Source organism: Sulfitobacter sp. PR48 (assembly GCF_028807335.1).
GTDB lineage: Bacteria > Pseudomonadota > Alphaproteobacteria > Rhodobacterales > Rhodobacteraceae > Sulfitobacter.
Map to the genome: position 1 here is coordinate 164,529 of NZ_JARAMM010000007.1, position 16,798 is coordinate 181,326.

A 16,798-nucleotide genomic window follows, 5' to 3' on the forward strand; every position below is an offset into this window, starting at 1 on the left:
CGGGGGATGAGCCGCCGATCCTGGCGGCGATCCTGTTGATGATGTGGCATATTACGGTGCTGCAGATGTCGGGGCGGGGCCGGTGCCACATGGCGTTGCGCGCCTTTTGCACATTTGCGGGGCATGGGGTGGCGCGGCGGGCCGGAAGGCCGCTGCCGGGCCGCTTGACCCCCGGCAAAACGCCCCATGTCATGTTGGCAGGTAGATGATTATGACGAGGTTTCCCCGATGATTACATTGCATCACTGTCCGCAGACGCGGTCGATGCGCACGCTCTGGCTGCTCAACGAAATGGATGTGGAATATCAGGTCCGCACCTATGCCTTTGACCGCTCGCTGCGCGATCCGGCCTATCTGTCCCTGTCGCCTGCGGGCCGCGTGCCGGCCCTGGAGATCGACGGCGAGCGGATGTTCGAGACCGGCGCCATCACCGAATACCTGTGCGAAAGGTTCAGCCCGGAGCGGCTGGGCCGGATGCCCGGCGTGCCGGACCGCATGGCCTGGCTGGTCTGGCTGCATTTCGCCGAGACGATCAGCCAGCATACCGCGGCCCTGACCCAGCAGCACATCGCCCTGCGCGAGGACCACATGCGCAGCCCCATCGTGATGAAGCTGGAGGCGGCGCGGATCGGCAAATGCTACGATGCGCTGGAGGCGCGGCTGTCGACGCCGGTCGAGAACCGCGACTATCTGTTGACCAGCGGCTTCTCGGCGGTGGATATTTCCGTAGGGCAGGCGGTGTACATGTCGCAGTATTTTGCCAGGCTGGATGCGCATCCGGCGGTGGCGGAATGGTACGAGCGCATCACCGAGCGCGAGAGTTTCGCCGAAAGCCTGCCGCAGGGGGAGGGTATCTATGAAAAGGACTTTTATCCGCCCTGGCCGATTGAATGACCCGGTTGGCACCCGTTCGTGCCTGACAACACCTGAAAGGGGACGATATGAGCCTTGGACCTTGTGAGATCTTTGAAGTCGGCCCCCGCGACGGGTTGCAGAACGAGGCGCGCGAGATACCGGTGACGGAAAAGATCGCGCTGATTGACCGGCTGTCGGGCGCGGGTTTCGGGCGCATCGAATGCGCCTCCTTCGTGTCGCCCAAATGGGTGCCGCAGATGGCCGGCTCGGGCGAGGTGATGGCCGGGATCAGCCGCCGCGACGGGGTGCGCTATGCCGCGCTGACGCCGAACATGCGCGGTTACGAGGATGCGCTGGCGGCAGGTGTGGACGAGGTGGCGATCTTTGCCTCGGCCTCCGAAGGGTTCAGCCGCAAGAACATCAATGCCTCGGTGGCGGAATCGATCGAACGCTTTGCCCCCATTCTGGAGGATGCGCGCCACCGGGACGTGCCCGTCCGGGGCTATATCTCCTGCGTGGTGGAATGCCCCTATGACGGGCCGGTGGCCCCCGGCGCTGTGGCGGCTCTGGCGGACCGCCTGTTCTCGATGGGGTGCTATGAGATTTCATTGGGCGACACCATCGGTGCGGGCAGGCCCGACAGCATCGCGCGGATGCTGCTTGCGGTGCGCGATGTGGTGCCCGTGGGGCGGCTTGCGGGGCATTATCACGACACCAATGGCCGCGCGATGGCCAATATCGACACGTCCCTGTCGCTGGGCCTGCGGGTCTTTGACGCCGCCGTGGGGGGCCTGGGCGGCTGTCCCTACGCGCCCGGTTCGGCCGGGAATGTGGCCACGGAGGCGGTGAATGCGCATCTGCTGGCGCTGGGCTACAAGACCGGGATCGACCAGGCCATCGTGCAGGAGGCCGCGGCCATGGCGCAGGCGATGCGGGGACCGGTGGATGCCTGAGACGATCACGATCGACACCGACGCGCGCGGCGTCGCCACACTGACCCTGAACCGCCCTGACAAGCACAACGCCATGTCGGCGCAGATGCTGGCGGACCTGACTGCGGCGGCGGCACAGCTGGGGGCGGATGACGCGGTGCGTGTGGTGGTGCTGACCGGGGCGGGGGCCTCTTTCTGCGCGGGGGGCGATCTGGGCTGGATGCGCGACCAGCGCGACATGGATGCCGCGACACGCTCTGCAGAGGCACGCAAGCTGGCGGATATGCTGGGCGCGCTGAACCGGCTGCCCAAGCCGCTGATCGGGCGGGTGCAGGGCAATGCCTTTGGCGGCGGGGTCGGCATGGCCAGCGTCTGTGATGTCGCCATCGGGGTGGACAGCCTGCGCATGGGCTTTACCGAAACCCGGCTGGGGATCATCCCGGCCACCATCGGACCTTACGTGATTGCCCGCATGGGCGAGGGGATGGCGCGGCGGGTCTTCATGTCTGCCCGGCTGTTCGACGCGGCAGAGGCGGTATCGCTGGGCCTGCTGGCCCGCGCGGTGCCTGCCGGTGACCTTGACGCGGCGGTGGAACGTGAGGTGGCACCTTACCTGTCCTGCGCACCGGGGGCCGTGGCGGCGGCCAAGGCGCTGGCGCTGGATCTGGGCGGTGCTGCCACGCAGGAGGCGGTGGAGATGTCCATCGCGGCACTTGCTGCCCGCTGGGAGACCGAGGAAGCCGCCGAGGGGATCGGCGCGTTCTTTGACAAGCGCAAGGCGGCCTGGGTGGTTGCGGCCTCCTGACCCTTGCGCGGGGCGGGCTTTGACACAAGGCTCGGGCCAGACTGAACTGAAACGCCGGAGCGCCATTTGAAATCCCTTGTCGATTACTTCCGCCCCCGTGACATCGAACGGACCGGGGATGACAGTGCTGCGAAAACGATCTGGGGCTACGTCTGGCGGATGACGGGCTGGCACCAGCCTGGCTGTTGCGCCGGGGCGGTGCTTGTCGCCCTGCTGAACCTCGCCCCCATCGAATTGCAGCGCCGGATCGTGAACGAGGTGGTGGAGACGCAGAATGTGCCGCTGCTGATCCGGTTCGGGCTGGCCTATCTTGCCGTCATTGTCCTGCATCAGGCCGGCAAATTCGCCCTGCGTGCCTATCAGTCATGGCTGACGGAAAGCACCAACATCTATACCCGGCGGCACCTGCTGGGACTTTACGGCGACAAGATCGAAACCACACAGGACAGTGAGGGGCGGGTGGTGTCCATCATCGGGTCCGAGGTCGAGAAACTGGGCGGCTTCGTGGGCGAGGCGCTGTCCCAGTCCTGCGCCAATCTGGCCATCCTGCTGGGCGTGCTGGGTTACATGTTTGTCGTGCAGCCCAGCATCGCGCTTTTTGCTCTGGCCTTCATGGTGCCGCAGATCATTCTGACACCCTTCCTGCAGCGCCGCCTGAACGAACTGGTGGCGGAAAGGGTGGGTTATATCCGCGAACTGGGTGACCGGATATCAGACATGGATGCACCGGTGCAGGAGGAGGGGGGCCGTATTCTCGACCGGATCTTTGACAACCGCATCCGCTTCAACCTGCTGAAATTCGCGCTCAAGGCGGCATTGAACCTGCTGAATGCGCTGGGGCCGCTGTCGGTGCTGATCTTTGGCGGATATCTGGTGATGCAGGGGCAGACCCAGGTGGGGGTGATCGTGGCCTTCATCTCGGGTTTCGAGAAGATCAGCGCGCCGGTGCGCGAATTGGTCAGCTTTTACCGCGTGGCGGAACAGGCGCGGGTGCAGCACGACATGATTGCAAAATGGATGGCAAGGGTCGCGACCTGAACCGCAGCGGGCGGTGCGGCGTTGACCCTTGGACAGCAACAGGAGAACCAGAAAATGCGCATTTTATTCACCGGTGGCACCGGAAAAGCCGGGCGGCATGTGGTGCCTTACCTTCTGGCGCAGGGGCATCAGGTGCTCAACGTCGATCTGGCACCGCTGGAGCATGAGGGCGTCGACAACCGGATCGCCGATCTGACCGATGCGGGGCAGGTGTTCGACGTGATGCAAAGCTATGCCAACCTGTCCGAACTGGAACCGGGCGGCGGCGTGCCCGCCTTTGACGCGGTTGTGCATTTTGCCGCCGTGCCGCGCATCCTGATCCGGCCGGACAACGAGACCTTTCGCAACAACACGCTAAGCACCTACAACGTCATCGACGCGGCGGTGAAGAACCGCATCCCCAAGATCATCTTTGCCTCGTCGGAGACGACCTATGGCGTCTGTTTCGCCGATGGGTCGCGCAAACCCGGCTATCTGCCGGTGGACGAGGAACACCCCACCCTGCCCGAAGACAGCTATGCCATGTCCAAGGTCTGCAACGAAGCGACGGCGCGCAGTTTTCAGGCCCGGTCCGGGGCCAATATCTATGGCTTGCGGATCAACAATGTGATCGAGCCGCATGAATATGAAACGCTGTTCCCGCAGTTCGTCGCAAACCCCGAACAGCGCGAGCGCAACATCTTTGCCTATATCGACGCGCGCGACCTGGGCCAGATGGTGGAGCGTTGCCTGCAGACCGACGGTCTGGGCTATCAGGTGTTCAACGCGGCCAATGCGGAACATTCCGTCGGCCTGACCACGCAGGCCCTGCTGGACAGGTTCTACCCGGATGTCCCGGTCATGCGCGAGATGGGCGAAGATGAGACCTTTTACAGCATCGCCAAGGCGCGCAAGCTGCTGGGGTTCGAGCCGATTTACCGCTGGCGCGATCTGGTTGATCTGCATGGCGTTTAGGCATTGATGATCCCGGCCTGCGGGTGTCCGTTTCAGACTGCCAAAATCATGCCCCCTTGGTTGACCCTGTCGGGACGGCAGAGTAAACCCGAAGCCAAGCCATGACTGGCCCGAGCGCCCCGGCGCATCTGTGCCCAGCACCATAAAGGAGCCTCCCCTTGGACGACATGCTGCGGGAATATCTGCCTATCCTCGTTTTTCTGGCCGTAGCCATCGGATTCGGAGCCATCCTGATCCTTGCCGCCGTCATCGTCGCCGTGCGCAATCCGGACCCTGAAAAGGTCTCGGCCTATGAATGCGGGTTCAACGCATTCGACGATGCGCGCATGAAATTCGACGTGCGGTTTTATCTGGTTTCGATCCTGTTCATCATCTTTGACCTGGAAATCGCGTTCCTGTTCCCCTGGGCGGTCGCCTTCAAGGACATTTCGATGGTCGGCTTCTGGTCGATGATGGTTTTCCTGGGCGTGCTGACGGCTGGCTTTGCCTATGAATGGAAGAAAGGGGCGCTGGAATGGCAGTAACGGACGCAGGCACACCGGGCAGCTACAAGGCCGGACCGGACCGCGAGGTTGCCACGCAGGATCTGAATGCCGCGTTGCAGGACAAGGGATTCCTTGTCACCTCCACCGCCGACATCATCAACTGGGCGCGCACCGGGTCGCTGCACTGGATGACATTCGGTCTGGCCTGCTGCGCGGTCGAGATGATGCATACCTCCATGCCGCGCTATGACCTTGAGCGTTTCGGCACCGCGCCGCGTGCCTCGCCGCGCCAGTCCGACCTGATGATCGTGGCGGGCACGCTGACCAACAAGATGGCCCCGGCGCTGCGCAAGGTCTATGACCAGATGCCCGAGCCGCGCTATGTGATCTCCATGGGCTCCTGCGCCAATGGCGGCGGCTATTACCACTACAGCTATTCCGTGGTGCGCGGCTGCGACCGGATCGTGCCGGTGGATGTCTATGTGCCGGGCTGCCCGCCCACGGCAGAGGCGCTGCTTTACGGGATCATGCAGCTGCAGCGCAAGATGCGCCGGACCGGGACGATCGTGCGATGAACCGCGCGTCTGGAAGGAATTAAGATGAGCGAGCAACTTCAGGAACTTGGTGCCTATATCGAGGCCAAACGCCCCGATTGCATCCTCGCGTGGGACATCGCGCAGGGTGAGCTCAATATGGATGTCACCCTGACCAATATCGCCGGGCTGGTGGAATTCCTCAGGGGCGATCCGACCTGCCGTTTCTCCACCCTCGTGGACATCACGGCGGTGGATTATGCCGGTCGGGCCAAGCGGTTCGACGTGGTCTATCATCTGCTGAGCATGTATCAGAACCACCGCATCCGCCTGCGCGTCGCGACACGGGAAAAGGACATGGTGCCGAGCCTGGTCAGCGTCCACCCCTCGGCCAACTGGTTCGAGCGTGAAGTTTTCGACATGTTCGGCATCCTGTTCTCCGGTCACCCGGACCTGCGCCGTATCCTCACTGACTATGGTTTTCGCGGCTATCCGCTGCGCAAGGATTTCCCGACCACGGGCTATACCGAAGTCCGCTATGACGAGGCGCAGAAACGCGTGGTCTATGAGCCGGTGTCGCTGGTGCAGGAATACCGCCAGTTTGATTTCATGTCGCCCTGGGAGGGCGCGGAATACATCCTGCCGGGTGACGACAAGGCGGAAGGAGCCAAGTAATGGGCGGATTCTGGTGGCTTCTCCTGTCCGCGTTGACAGCCATTCCGATGGTCAAACTGCTGCCCTTCTTCGGCATCAACAAATACTGGGCGGCGGCCTGTCTGATCCCCTTTGGCACCATTGCGCTGCTGTGGTGGATGGGGCTCAAACTGCAAGAGTTGGAGAAACTGTGATGATCGCATTTCTGGAAGAGGTTTTGGCCCGGTTGTTCGGCACCCGCCAGGAGTTGCCGGTGCGGGTCCGCGCGAACCGTCCTCATCCGCAGCAGCGCCAGTTGAAGGGACCTAAATGATGGACGGCGATATTCGCGTGAACCGCTATGACGACGGATCGACCGATGCTCTGACGGGCGAACAGAAGATCCGCAATTTCAACATCAACTTCGGCCCGCAACACCCTGCGGCGCATGGGGTTTTGCGGCTGGTGCTTGAACTGGACGGCGAGATCGTCGAACGTTGCGACCCGCATATCGGCCTGTTGCACCGTGGCACCGAAAAGCTGATGGAGAGCCGGACCTACCTGCAGAACCTGCCGTATTTTGACCGGCTGGATTACGTGGCACCGATGAACCAGGAGCACGCCTGGTGTCTGGCCATCGAAAAGCTGACCGGCACGGTGGTGCCGCGCCGCGCCTCGCTGATCCGGGTGCTGTTCTGCGAGATCGGCCGCGTCCTGAACCACCTGCTGAACGTGACCACGCAGGCGCTGGATGTGGGCGCGCTGACGCCGCCGCTCTGGGGTTTTGAAGAGCGCGAAAAGCTGATGATCTTTTACGAACGGGCCTGTGGCGCGCGTCTGCACGCGGCCTATTTCCGGCCCGGCGGCGTGCATCAGGACCTGCCCGAAGCGCTGATCGACGACATCGAGGCCTGGTGCAAATCCTTCCCCGAAATCCTTGCGGACATTGACGGTCTGCTGACCGAGAACCGCATCTTCAAGCAGCGCAACGTCGATATCGGCGTGGTCAGCGAAGAGGACATCCTGAACTACGGCTTCTCCGGCGTGATGGTGCGGGGATCGGGCCTGGCCTGGGACCTGCGGCGCTCGCAGCCCTATGAATGTTATGACGAATTCGACTTCCAGGTGCCGGTGGGCAAGAACGGCGACTGCTTTGACCGTTACCTCTGCCGGATGGAGGAAATGCGCCAGTCCGTGCACATCATGGAACAGGCCATCGAGAAACTGCGCGCGCCCGAAGGGAAGGGCGATGTGCTGGCCCGTGGCAAGATCACACCGCCCAGCCGCACCGCGATGAAGACCGACATGGAAAGCCTGATTCACCACTTCAAGCTTTACACCGAAGGGTTCCACGTGCCTGCGGGCGAGGTCTATTGCGCGGTCGAGGCGCCCAAGGGCGAATTCGGCGTCTACCTTGTGGCGGATGGTTCCAACAAACCCTACCGCGCCAAGATCCGCGCACCCGGCTTCCTGCATCTGCAGGCGATGGATCATATTTCCAAAGGCCACCAGCTGGCAGATGTCGCCGCGATCATCGGCACCATGGACGTGGTGTTCGGGGAGATTGACCGGTGATGCCGACATCTCATTTCTTTGCGGGCTTTCCCGGTGCCGCAAGCCAGACAGCGAATTCGAAAGAGACCCACTGATGCTCCGCCGACTGCACCACGAACAACCCGAGAGTTTCGCCTTCACGCCTGCCAACCAGAAGTGGGCCGAAGCGCAGATCACCAAATACCCCGAGGGGCGGCAGGCCTCTGCCATCATCCCGCTGCTCTGGCGTGCGCAGGAGCAGGAGGGCTGGCTCTCCCGCCCGGCGATCGAACATGTGTCGGAGATGCTGGGCATGGCCTATATCCGGGGTCTTGAGGTCGCGACTTTCTACTTCATGTTTCAGCTGCAACCCGTTGGTTCCGTGGCACATATTCAGGTCTGCGGCACCACCAGCTGCATGATCTGCGGGGCAGAGGACCTGATGGCCGTCTGCAAGGAGCGGATCGCGCCCAATGCCCATGAGCTTTCGGCGGATGGCAAGTTTTCCTGGGAAGAGGTCGAATGCCTCGGTTCCTGCGCCAATGCGCCGATGGCGCAGATCGGCAAGGATTATTATGAGGATCTGACCGCAGAGGGCTTTGGCAAGCTGCTGGATGAACTGGCGGCGGGCAAGGTGCCGGTGCCGGGTCCGCAGAACGGGCGCTATGCTTCCGAGCCTCTGGGCGGGCTGACCAGCCTCAAGGATCACGACAGCGGCCGCACGCAGTATAACGCCAGCGTGCAGCTTGCGGTCGATATCGGCGACACGATCAAGCGGATCGACGGCACAGAGGTGCCGCTGTTGACGCCCTGGCAGGGCAAGGCCGCAAATGCGGGCGGCAAACCGGCCAAGGCCAAGCGGGACGACATGATGCCGCCCAAAGGCCCGGATGGCGCGCAGGCCGGCCGCAGCAAGGCAGAGGCAAGGGCCCCCCGCAACAAGGGTGACAGTTCCGACAAACACGCCGAGGCTGAAGGTGAAGCGCCCAAGGTCAAGGCCAAGGCGAAACCGGCAAAGGGCAGTGTCGCCCCCGGCGGCAAGCAGGAAACCAAGGCGCAAGCCGCAGCAGCGTCTGAGGGGCCGGGCACCAAGCCCGCCACAATGGCCGCCGCACGCGATACCGGGGCGGATGATCTCAAGATGATCAGGGGCGTCGGGCCCAAGCTGGAAAAAATGCTGAACGATATGGGATTCTTCCATTACGATCAGATTGCCGGTTGGGGCGCGGAGGAAGTGGCCTGGGTCGATGAGAACCTCAAGGGGTTCAAGGGCCGCGTGTCGCGCGACAACTGGGTTGATCAGGCCACGCGCCTGGCTGCGGGGGAGGAGACCGAGTTTTCTGCCCGTGCCAGCAAGGATGGTCTCTACGACACGTAATCCGGGCCGCTACCGGTCTGACGGGAGAGGGAACTTTAGATGGCTGAGAATGACAATTCGATGAGCTGCACGGCGAAAAGCTGGGCACTGACAATTGTTGCGGGCCTTGTGATCGGGCTTTTGCTGATGCTGGTCGGCGGGTGGGGCTTTGCCGCTGCCCTGATCCTGGCCATTGTCGTCGCGCTGGTTGTCGGTCTGTTCCTTTCCCTGGCCATCTGTCCGGGTGCAACCAGCGGCAGCGCCGTGGCAGCGCCGGCGGCTGATGCCGTTGCTGCACCGACTGCTGCTGCATCTGCCGTGGCCCCGGCCGTTTCCGACGCGCCCGAGGCGGCTGAGAAACCGGCAGCCGCGGCGGAGGCTGACCCGCCGAAAGCGGCTGCGCCTGCATCGGATTCCGTCATCAAGCCCACCAAACCGCTGGCGGGTCAGGCGGAACTGGCGGCGCGCAAGGGCGAATGGAAATACGAGAAAGAGGGCGCGGGAGCGCCTGCCAGGAAAGCGGCCCCGGCAAAGGCTGCGGCAAGCGCCTCGGCGGCTGTGGCAGAGCCTGCACCAGCGGCAAAGGCCGCACCGGCCAGGGCCAAGCGTGCGCCGGTGGCGGCTGACGGCAAGCCCGATCTGATGGACGCCCCGCGCGCCGAAGGTGCCGATGATCTGAAACTGATCAGCGGTGTCGGCCCCAAGCTGGAGCAGACGCTGAACGAATTGGGCATCTGGCATTACAGCCAGGTCGCGGGCTGGCGCAAGAAAGAGATCGCCTGGGTCGATGCGCGGCTGCGCTTCAAGGGCCGGATCGAACGTGACGACTGGATGAGCCAGGCCAAGATCCTTGCAAAAGGCGGCGAAACCGAGTTTTCGAAGAAGAAAAAGAAGTAAACCGCCGAGGGGGCAACCGGGCCAGGCATGAGTGAGCAAAGCGACAAGGCACAGTCTCGCAAGGGGCAGACCGTGGCACTGGTGATTGCCGGGACCATGCTGATCTGGCTGGCCGCGAACTGGGCCGGTCCGGCACTGGGATTGCCGGGGCGCTATGCGCTGCTGATCGACTTTGCCGCACTTGCGGCGCTGTTCTGGTCGCTGGTGGTGGCCTATCAGCTCTGGCAGGCGCGCCGGGCTGCGGATGATGGATAGAACGCTCCTTTCGGAGCAACAGACAAACGACCCTCAGGGGCCGAGACAAACGTAAGGGACGCAGCAATGCTTGCAGATCAGGACCGCATCTTTACCAACATCTACGGGATGCATGACCGCACCCTGAAGGGCGCGCAGCAGCGTGGCCATTGGGACGGCACCGCCGGGATCATCAAGAAGGGCCGCGACTGGATCATCGACCAGATGAAGGCAAGCGGATTGCGCGGCCGGGGCGGCGCGGGCTTTCCCACCGGCCTCAAGTGGTCCTTCATGCCCAAGGAAAGCGACGGGCGCCCGGCCTATCTGGTGATCAACGCGGATGAATCCGAACCCGGCACCTGCAAGGACCGCGAGATCATGCGCCATGATCCGCATACGCTGATCGAAGGGTGCCTGATCGCCTCTTTCGCGATGAATGCGCATGCCTGCTACATCTACATCCGTGGCGAATACATCCGCGAGCGCGAGGCGCTGCAGGCGGCCATCGACGAGGCCTATGACGCGGGCCTGCTGGGCAAGAACGCGGCGAAATCCGGCTGGGATTTCGACCTCTACCTGGCCCATGGCGCGGGGGCCTATATCTGCGGCGAGGAAACCGCCCTGCTGGAAAGCCTCGAAGGCAAGAAGGGGATGCCGCGGATGAAGCCGCCGTTCCCGGCGGGCGCGGGCCTTTATGGTTGCCCGACCACGGTGAACAATGTGGAATCCATTGCCGTGGTGCCGACGATCCTGCGGCGCGGGCCGGAATGGTTTGCCGGTTTCGGCCGGGCCAACAATGCGGGGACCAAGCTGTTTGCCGTGTCGGGCCATGTGAACAACCCCTGCGTCGTCGAAGAGGCGATGAGCATCACCTTCGAAGAGCTGATCGAGACCCATTGCGGCGGCATCCGGGGCGGCTGGAGCAATCTCAAGGCGGTGATCCCCGGCGGGTCCTCCGTGCCATTGATCCCCGGCGCGCAGATGAAAGACGCGATCATGGATTTCGACTATCTGCGCGAGCAGCGGTCGGGCCTGGGCACGGCGGCGGTGATCGTGATGGACAATTCCACCGATGTGATCAAGGCGATCTGGCGGCTGTCCAAGTTCTACAAGCACGAAAGTTGCGGCCAGTGCACGCCCTGCCGCGAGGGCACGGGCTGGATGATGCGGGTCATGGACCGGCTGGTGACAGGCGACGCGGAGCCCGAGGAAATCGACATGCTGCTGGATGTGACCAAGCAGGTCGAGGGCCATACGATCTGTGCGCTTGGCGATGCGGCGGCCTGGCCGATCCAGGGGTTGATCCGGCATTTCCGCGATGAGATCGAAGACCGGATCAAGCACAAGCGGACAGGGCGCGTCAGCGCCGTTGCGGCGGAATAGGAACCGGCATTTCGTTTGGTTCATCAAGAGGGAGGTTCTGCAATGGAACAGTTTTCTGACTACGGCCATGCGATCATGTCTTTGGCCTTGTTCGGCCTTATCGGCCTGCTGCTCAGCCCGATTTCCGCCGCGCGCAAATCGGCGGATGGGGTGACGGCAGGCGATATGCCCGCCGCCGACTACAGCAATGCCAGCTATCGGCTGAGCCGGGCCTATATGAACGCGATGGAAATGAGCGGCATGTTCGCCGCCGTGACCGTTGCGGCGATCCTTGCCGGGGCCGGCCCGTTCTGGGTGAATCTGCTGGCCTCGCTGTTTCTGATCAGCCGTGTGGTGGTGGCCTTTGTGCATATTCGTGGCATCGGCAAGGAGAACCTCGGCCTCCGCACCATGATCTACACCTTTGGCTGGGCATGTTGTGTCTTTCTGGGCCTGATGGCGGTTGTGGCGGTCTTTTGATGCAAGACCCTGTCGCGGATTTTGGGATTGGGGCCAGGCCGGTCCGTGAGAACCCCTTTGGCACCTCTGCGCAACATGCAGCGCGGGTGGACAAACGGGGGTGAAGTTCGCAGCGGGGTTTCATGATGCGCGCGGTCGCGGAAAGACCTGTCGCCGGGGGACCGTTTGATGCAGGGCGGGGCACACAAGGGCATGCATCTGGCGGAACTGAACGTGGGCAGGCTTGTCGCCGCCAAGGATGATCCCCGCGTGGCGGAATTCATGGCCAACCTTGACCGGATCAACGGGCTGGCCAAGCGGATGCCCGGTTTCCAGTGGATGATGGAAGGCGAGAGCGGGGCAGGCAACACCGATACCGCAATTGACGGCGATCCCCTGTTCATTCCGAACCTGAGCGTCTGGGAGAGTGTCGCCACGCTGGAAACCTTTGTCTGGGGCACGGTGCACAAGAAATTCTACGAACGCCGAGCCGAATGGTTCGAGGTGTTGGGAGCGATGCATTTCGTGATGTGGTGGGTGCCGCCGGGGCATCGGCCCGGCCTGGGCGAGGCGCTGGACCGGCTCGACCATCTGCGCGCCCATGGCGACAGCGATCATGCCTTTGGCTGGGGGCATCTGCCTGCTGCAACAATGCACAGGACCCACGGTTGCCGCCAGACAGAGGTTGCCTGAAATCCCGAATTGGCGGATATGTTGAGAAATAAGGGGAAAACCCCAAAGAGCCGTGCAGGAGACCGCCAATGAAGAAGTTCAGATTTCCCGAAGACGGGGATGTCGCCGCTGACATCAGGGAACGATACGGATTCGACGGCGACCTGCTGGACATCTATGCGCAGAACGACGGGGTGAAGGTGCACAAGTGGCATCATTACCTGCCGCTTTATGACCGCTATTTCAGCCGCTACCGGAATACGCCGGTGAAATTCCTTGAGATCGGGGTGAACAACGGCGGCTCCTTGCAGATGTGGCGGCGCTACCTGGGCAAGGACGCGGTGCTCTGCGGCATCGACATCAACCCCGATTGCGCGCAATACGACGGCCAGTCCGGCATGGTGCGCATCGGCTCGCAGGACGATCCGGCATTCCTGGCAAAGGTGGTCGAGGAGATGGGCGGCGTCGATGTGGTGCTGGATGACGGCAGCCACCGGATGGCCCATATCGAAGCCTCGCTGCGGGTGTTGTTCCCGCTGCTGACCACCGGCGGCACCTATATGATAGAGGATCTGCACACCGCCTATTACCCGCGTTTCGGCGGTGGCTTTCACGCGCCGGAGAATTTCTATAACACGGTGCGCAGAATGATAGATGACATGCACATGTGGTATCACAACAACAAACCGGCGCAGCTTCCGCAGATGAAGCGCGAAATCAGCGGCGTGCATGTGCATGATTCCATTGTCGTGATCGACAAGGCCGAAGCGCAACGCCCCACCCATTCGAGAGTGCAGAAATGATGAAGACCCGAATTAGCGTCATGGCGCTGCTCTGCGCCGCCCTTGTGGCTGGTTGCTCCGACAGCGAGAACCGCTTTGCCTTTGACGGCAAGTATTTCCGCACCAAGGTCAAGCGGGTCGACAAGCAACGCGACGTCTTCGTGGCGACGGTGAAAGGTGTCTCGCAATCCTTCGAAGGGGCACGGGGGGCCGCGCTGCACGCGGCAAACGGCTATTGCGTGGCGACCTATGGAAGTTCCGACATCGACTGGGTGGTGGGGCCGGACACGCCGGCAGACCAGCTGCGCATCGTCGATGACACGCTGACCTATCAGGGGACCTGCCCGCAGGCCCAATAGGCCATGCGCTGAAACCTGCGGAAAATGGCTGTCGGGACCGGGTGTTATTGCATATCAGCGCAGGCTCACCCAGCTGTCGGTCAACTTCCGAAGGAGAGTGAAATGCGTTTGATGATGATTGCCCTGTTTGGTCTGGCGGTGCTTGCCGCCCCGGTTTCGGCCAAACCACCGCTGCGCGAGGTCGCCGCGATCGACGATGCCCTGCTGGATGTCGGAATCGCCGATGCAATCCGCAAGAATTGTCCCACGATAGATGCCCGGCTGATCAGGGCCACCAGTTTTCTGTGGAAAATCAAGGGCCAAGCCAATGATCTGGGCTATACGGATGCTGAAATCGACGCCTATCGCAAAAGCGATGCGGAAAAAGAACGGCTCAAAGCGCGCGGAAGGGCGTTTTTCAAGGCGAGGGGGGTCGATACTTCCGATCCACAAAGCTATTGTGCGCTTGGACTCGAAGAGATTCAAAAACAGAGCCGGATCGGTTCGTTACTGAGAGCAAAGTGAACCTATGAGCGACCTTCGCAAGATCATCATTGATGGCAAGGAAATCGAAACCGAAGGGGCGATGACGCTCATTCAGGCCTGCGAGCAGGCGGGCGTCGAGATCCCGCGTTTCTGTTATCACGAGCGGCTTTCGATTGCGGGGAACTGCCGCATGTGTCTGGTGGAGGTCGTGGGCGGCCCGCCCAAGCCCGCCGCAAGCTGCGCGATGCAGGTCAGGGATCTGCGCCCCGGTCCCGAGGGCCAGCCGCCGGTTGTGAAAACCAACAGCCCGATGGTCAAGAAGGCGCGCGAAGGCGTGATGGAATTCCTGCTGATCAACCACCCGCTGGATTGCCCGATCTGCGACCAGGGTGGCGAATGTGATCTGCAGGATCAGGCGATGGCCTATGGTGTGGATTTCTCGCGCTACCGCGAACCCAAGCGCGCGACCGAGGATCTGAACCTCGGGCCGCTGGTCGAAACCCATATGACCCGCTGCATCTCCTGCACCCGCTGCGTGCGTTTCACCACCGAGGTCGCAGGCGTGCACAAGATGGGCCAGACCGGCCGTGGCGAAGATGCGGAGATCACCTCCTACCTGGGGGAAACGCTCGAATCGAACCTGCAGGGCAATATCATCGACCTTTGCCCGGTGGGGGCGCTGGTCAGCAAACCCTATGCCTTTACCGCGCGTCCCTGGGAGCTTTCCAAGACCGAAAGCATCGACGTGATGGATGCGCTGGGGTCGAACATCCGTGTCGATACCAAGGGCCGCGAAGTGATGCGGATGCTGCCGCGCAACCATGACGGCGTGAACGAGGAATGGATTTCCGACAAGACCCGCTTTGTCTGGGACGGGCTGCGCCGCCAGCGGCTGGATACGCCCTACATCCGCGAGAACGGCAAGCTGCGCAAAGCGGACTGGCCCGAGGCGCTGGCAGCCGCCGCTGCCGCGATGAAGGGCAAGAAGGTTGCCGGTCTGGTCGGCGATCTGTCCTCGGTCGAGGCGGCCTATGCATTGAAAACATTGATCGAAGGGCAGGGCGGTAGCGTCGAATGCCGCACCGATGGGGCCAAGCTGCCTGCGGGCAACCGCTCCGGCTATGTCGGGACAGCCACGGTCGAAGAACTGGACACTGCCAAGGCGATCATGCTGATCGGGACCAACCCGGCGGTGGAGGCTCCGGTGCTGAACGCGCGTATCCGCAAGGCGTGGTCGCGTGGGGCAAACGTGGGTGTGATCGGGCCGCAGGTCGATCTGACCTATGAATATGCCCACATCGGTGACAATCCGTCGGTCATGGCCGATTTGCTGAAGCGCGATCATTCAGAGGTTCAGGAAAAGCACTCGGTGATCATCGTGGGGCAGGCGGCCCTGACCCGCGAAGACGGTGCCGCAGTGCTGGCCGATGCGATGGCGCTGGCGGAAGCAACAAAATCCTCCTTCATGGTGCTGCACACCGCTGCATCGCGTGTCGGTGCGATGGATATCGGCGCCACCGCCGAAGGCGGGGTGCCTGCCGTTCTGGAAGCTGACGTGATCTATAACCTTGGCGCGGATGAAGGCGACATTCCCGCCGGTCCTTTCGTGATCTATCAGGGCAGCCACGGCGACCGGGGTGCGCACCGCGCGGACATCATCCTGCCCGGCGCCGCCTATACCGAGGAACCGGGCCTGTTCGTGAACACCGAAGGCCGTCCGCAGCTTGCGCAACGCGCCAGCTTTGCCCCCGGTCAGGCCAAGGAAAACTGGGCCATCCTGCGCGCGCTGAGCGCCGAGATGGAGGCGACATTGTCGTTTGATTCCATCGCCGCCCTGCGCCGCGCGCTGGTCAGTGACGTGCCGCATCTGGCCCGTGTTGACGAGGTTGCCGAAAACGCATGGACGCCACTGGAACGCGGCAGCGTCGATGCGGCACCCTTTGGCGAGGCGATTGCGGATTTCTACCTCAGCAATCCGATTGCCCGGGCCAGCCAGCTGATGGCGGAGCTTTCAGCCAATGCCGCGGCGCGCCGCGCCAAACCCATGGCGGCGGAGTGAGAACAACCGCCGTCCTTGCGATGATGACCTTGGGTGCATGTGAACCGCAGGTGCCCGTGGCCTCTGATTTTATCCCGGAATACAAGGGGGTAGAGACTGTTTTGCTGGATGGTGACCTGGTGCAGTTCAACGTGGCGATGACCAAGGCGCTCAGCACGCAGGACGTGGCGGATTACGCCGAATGTGCCGCCGCACGCTATACGCTGATCCGCGGCTACGGATTTGCGCGCCATGTTCGCACAAATGTAGAGCAAGAGGGTGGCATCTGGCGAGCGGATGCTGTTTATACAATCTCGCCAAGCTTGCCGCGGGGCATAAAGACAATTGATGCTGAAGTGACCACACAGAGCTGTGTGGAAAAAGGCATACCGACGGTGTGAGGGA

At 62.6% G+C, this 16,798-nt stretch carries 21 protein-coding genes; all 21 read left to right on the forward strand.

The features are described from left to right. The first annotated feature begins 228 nt into the window (after positions 1-228). The 21 genes from PVW51_RS11355 to PVW51_RS11455 all read left to right on the forward strand — a co-directional run bounded on the left by PVW51_RS11355 (position 229) and on the right by PVW51_RS11455 (position 16,794). Positions 229-894 carry a glutathione S-transferase family protein gene (locus PVW51_RS11355; protein WP_114275548.1) on the forward strand — a complete coding sequence of 222 codons (666 nt, stop codon included), beginning with the start codon at positions 229-231 and terminating at the stop codon, positions 892-894. Between the two features lie 47 nt (positions 895-941). Further along, entirely contained in the window at positions 942-1,808 is an 867-nt protein-coding gene (locus tag PVW51_RS11360) for a hydroxymethylglutaryl-CoA lyase (RefSeq protein WP_269361645.1), read from the forward strand. After that, complete coding sequence (locus tag PVW51_RS11365) at positions 1,801-2,592, forward strand: crotonase/enoyl-CoA hydratase family protein (RefSeq protein WP_274575156.1); 792 nt, start codon at positions 1,801-1,803, stop codon at positions 2,590-2,592. The genes PVW51_RS11360 and PVW51_RS11365 overlap by 8 nt, the downstream gene beginning before the upstream one ends. A gap of 66 nt (positions 2,593-2,658) precedes the next feature. Next, positions 2,659-3,630 (forward strand): ABC transporter ATP-binding protein, encoded by a 972-nt coding sequence (locus tag PVW51_RS11370; RefSeq protein WP_274575157.1) that lies wholly within the window; start codon positions 2,659-2,661, stop codon positions 3,628-3,630. Between the two features lie 54 nt (positions 3,631-3,684). Beyond that, positions 3,685-4,584, forward strand: a complete 900-nt coding sequence (locus PVW51_RS11375; protein ID WP_274575159.1) for an NAD-dependent epimerase/dehydratase family protein — start codon at positions 3,685-3,687, stop codon at positions 4,582-4,584. Between the two features lie 158 nt (positions 4,585-4,742). Next, entirely contained in the window at positions 4,743-5,108 is a 366-nt protein-coding gene (locus tag PVW51_RS11380) for an NADH-quinone oxidoreductase subunit A (RefSeq protein ID WP_067287807.1), read from the forward strand. Beyond that, positions 5,099-5,644, forward strand: coding sequence for a NuoB/complex I 20 kDa subunit family protein (locus tag PVW51_RS11385; RefSeq protein ID WP_114275544.1), 546 nt, complete (start codon positions 5,099-5,101; stop codon positions 5,642-5,644). Before PVW51_RS11380 ends, PVW51_RS11385 begins: the two co-directional genes overlap by 10 nt. A 24-nt stretch (positions 5,645-5,668) precedes the next feature. Further along, positions 5,669-6,277, forward strand: coding sequence for an NADH-quinone oxidoreductase subunit C (locus PVW51_RS11390; protein ID WP_269361649.1), 609 nt, complete (start codon positions 5,669-5,671; stop codon positions 6,275-6,277). After that, positions 6,277-6,450, forward strand: coding sequence for a hypothetical protein (locus PVW51_RS11395; RefSeq protein WP_205388237.1), 174 nt, complete (start codon positions 6,277-6,279; stop codon positions 6,448-6,450). The genes PVW51_RS11390 and PVW51_RS11395 overlap by 1 nt, the downstream gene beginning before the upstream one ends. 115 nt (positions 6,451-6,565) lie before the next feature. Further along, on the forward strand, positions 6,566-7,810 hold the full coding sequence (locus PVW51_RS11400) for an NADH-quinone oxidoreductase subunit D (protein ID WP_269361650.1): 1,245 nt from the start codon (positions 6,566-6,568) through the stop codon (positions 7,808-7,810). A gap of 73 nt (positions 7,811-7,883) precedes the next feature. Then, positions 7,884-9,146, forward strand: coding sequence for an NADH-quinone oxidoreductase subunit E (locus PVW51_RS11405; RefSeq protein ID WP_274575161.1), 1,263 nt, complete (start codon positions 7,884-7,886; stop codon positions 9,144-9,146). Between the two features lie 39 nt (positions 9,147-9,185). After that, positions 9,186-10,022, forward strand: coding sequence for a hypothetical protein (locus tag PVW51_RS11410; protein ID WP_274575162.1), 837 nt, complete (start codon positions 9,186-9,188; stop codon positions 10,020-10,022). 27 nt (positions 10,023-10,049) lie between these two features. Further along, positions 10,050-10,277: a DUF5337 domain-containing protein gene (locus PVW51_RS11415; protein WP_269361653.1), complete on the forward strand. Its 228-nt coding sequence runs from the start codon at positions 10,050-10,052 to the stop codon at positions 10,275-10,277. 66 nt (positions 10,278-10,343) lie between these two features. Further along, positions 10,344-11,639, forward strand: coding sequence for an NADH-quinone oxidoreductase subunit NuoF (gene nuoF / locus PVW51_RS11420; RefSeq protein WP_269361654.1), 1,296 nt, complete (start codon positions 10,344-10,346; stop codon positions 11,637-11,639). A 42-nt stretch (positions 11,640-11,681) separates the two neighbouring features. Beyond that, entirely contained in the window at positions 11,682-12,098 is a 417-nt protein-coding gene (locus PVW51_RS11425) for an MAPEG family protein (protein ID WP_274575164.1), read from the forward strand. Positions 12,099-12,266: 168 nt separating this feature from the next. Continuing rightward, a complete protein-coding gene (locus PVW51_RS11430) occupies positions 12,267-12,770 on the forward strand; it encodes a DUF3291 domain-containing protein (protein ID WP_274575165.1) in 504 nt (167 codons plus the stop codon). A 68-nt stretch (positions 12,771-12,838) separates the two neighbouring features. Continuing rightward, positions 12,839-13,552, forward strand: coding sequence for a class I SAM-dependent methyltransferase (locus PVW51_RS11435; protein WP_269361657.1), 714 nt, complete (start codon positions 12,839-12,841; stop codon positions 13,550-13,552). After that, positions 13,552-13,890, forward strand: coding sequence for a hypothetical protein (locus PVW51_RS11440; RefSeq protein ID WP_269361658.1), 339 nt, complete (start codon positions 13,552-13,554; stop codon positions 13,888-13,890). Before PVW51_RS11435 ends, PVW51_RS11440 begins: the two co-directional genes overlap by 1 nt. A gap of 102 nt (positions 13,891-13,992) precedes the next feature. Next, positions 13,993-14,394, forward strand: coding sequence for a DUF5333 domain-containing protein (locus PVW51_RS11445; protein WP_274575166.1), 402 nt, complete (start codon positions 13,993-13,995; stop codon positions 14,392-14,394). Positions 14,395-14,398: 4 nt separating this feature from the next. Beyond that, complete coding sequence (gene nuoG / locus PVW51_RS11450) at positions 14,399-16,414, forward strand: NADH-quinone oxidoreductase subunit NuoG (protein ID WP_274575167.1); 2,016 nt, start codon at positions 14,399-14,401, stop codon at positions 16,412-16,414. A gap of 20 nt (positions 16,415-16,434) precedes the next feature. After that, positions 16,435-16,794 (forward strand): hypothetical protein, encoded by a 360-nt coding sequence (locus tag PVW51_RS11455; RefSeq protein WP_269362075.1) that lies wholly within the window; start codon positions 16,435-16,437, stop codon positions 16,792-16,794. The last annotated feature ends 4 nt before the right edge of the window (positions 16,795-16,798 follow it).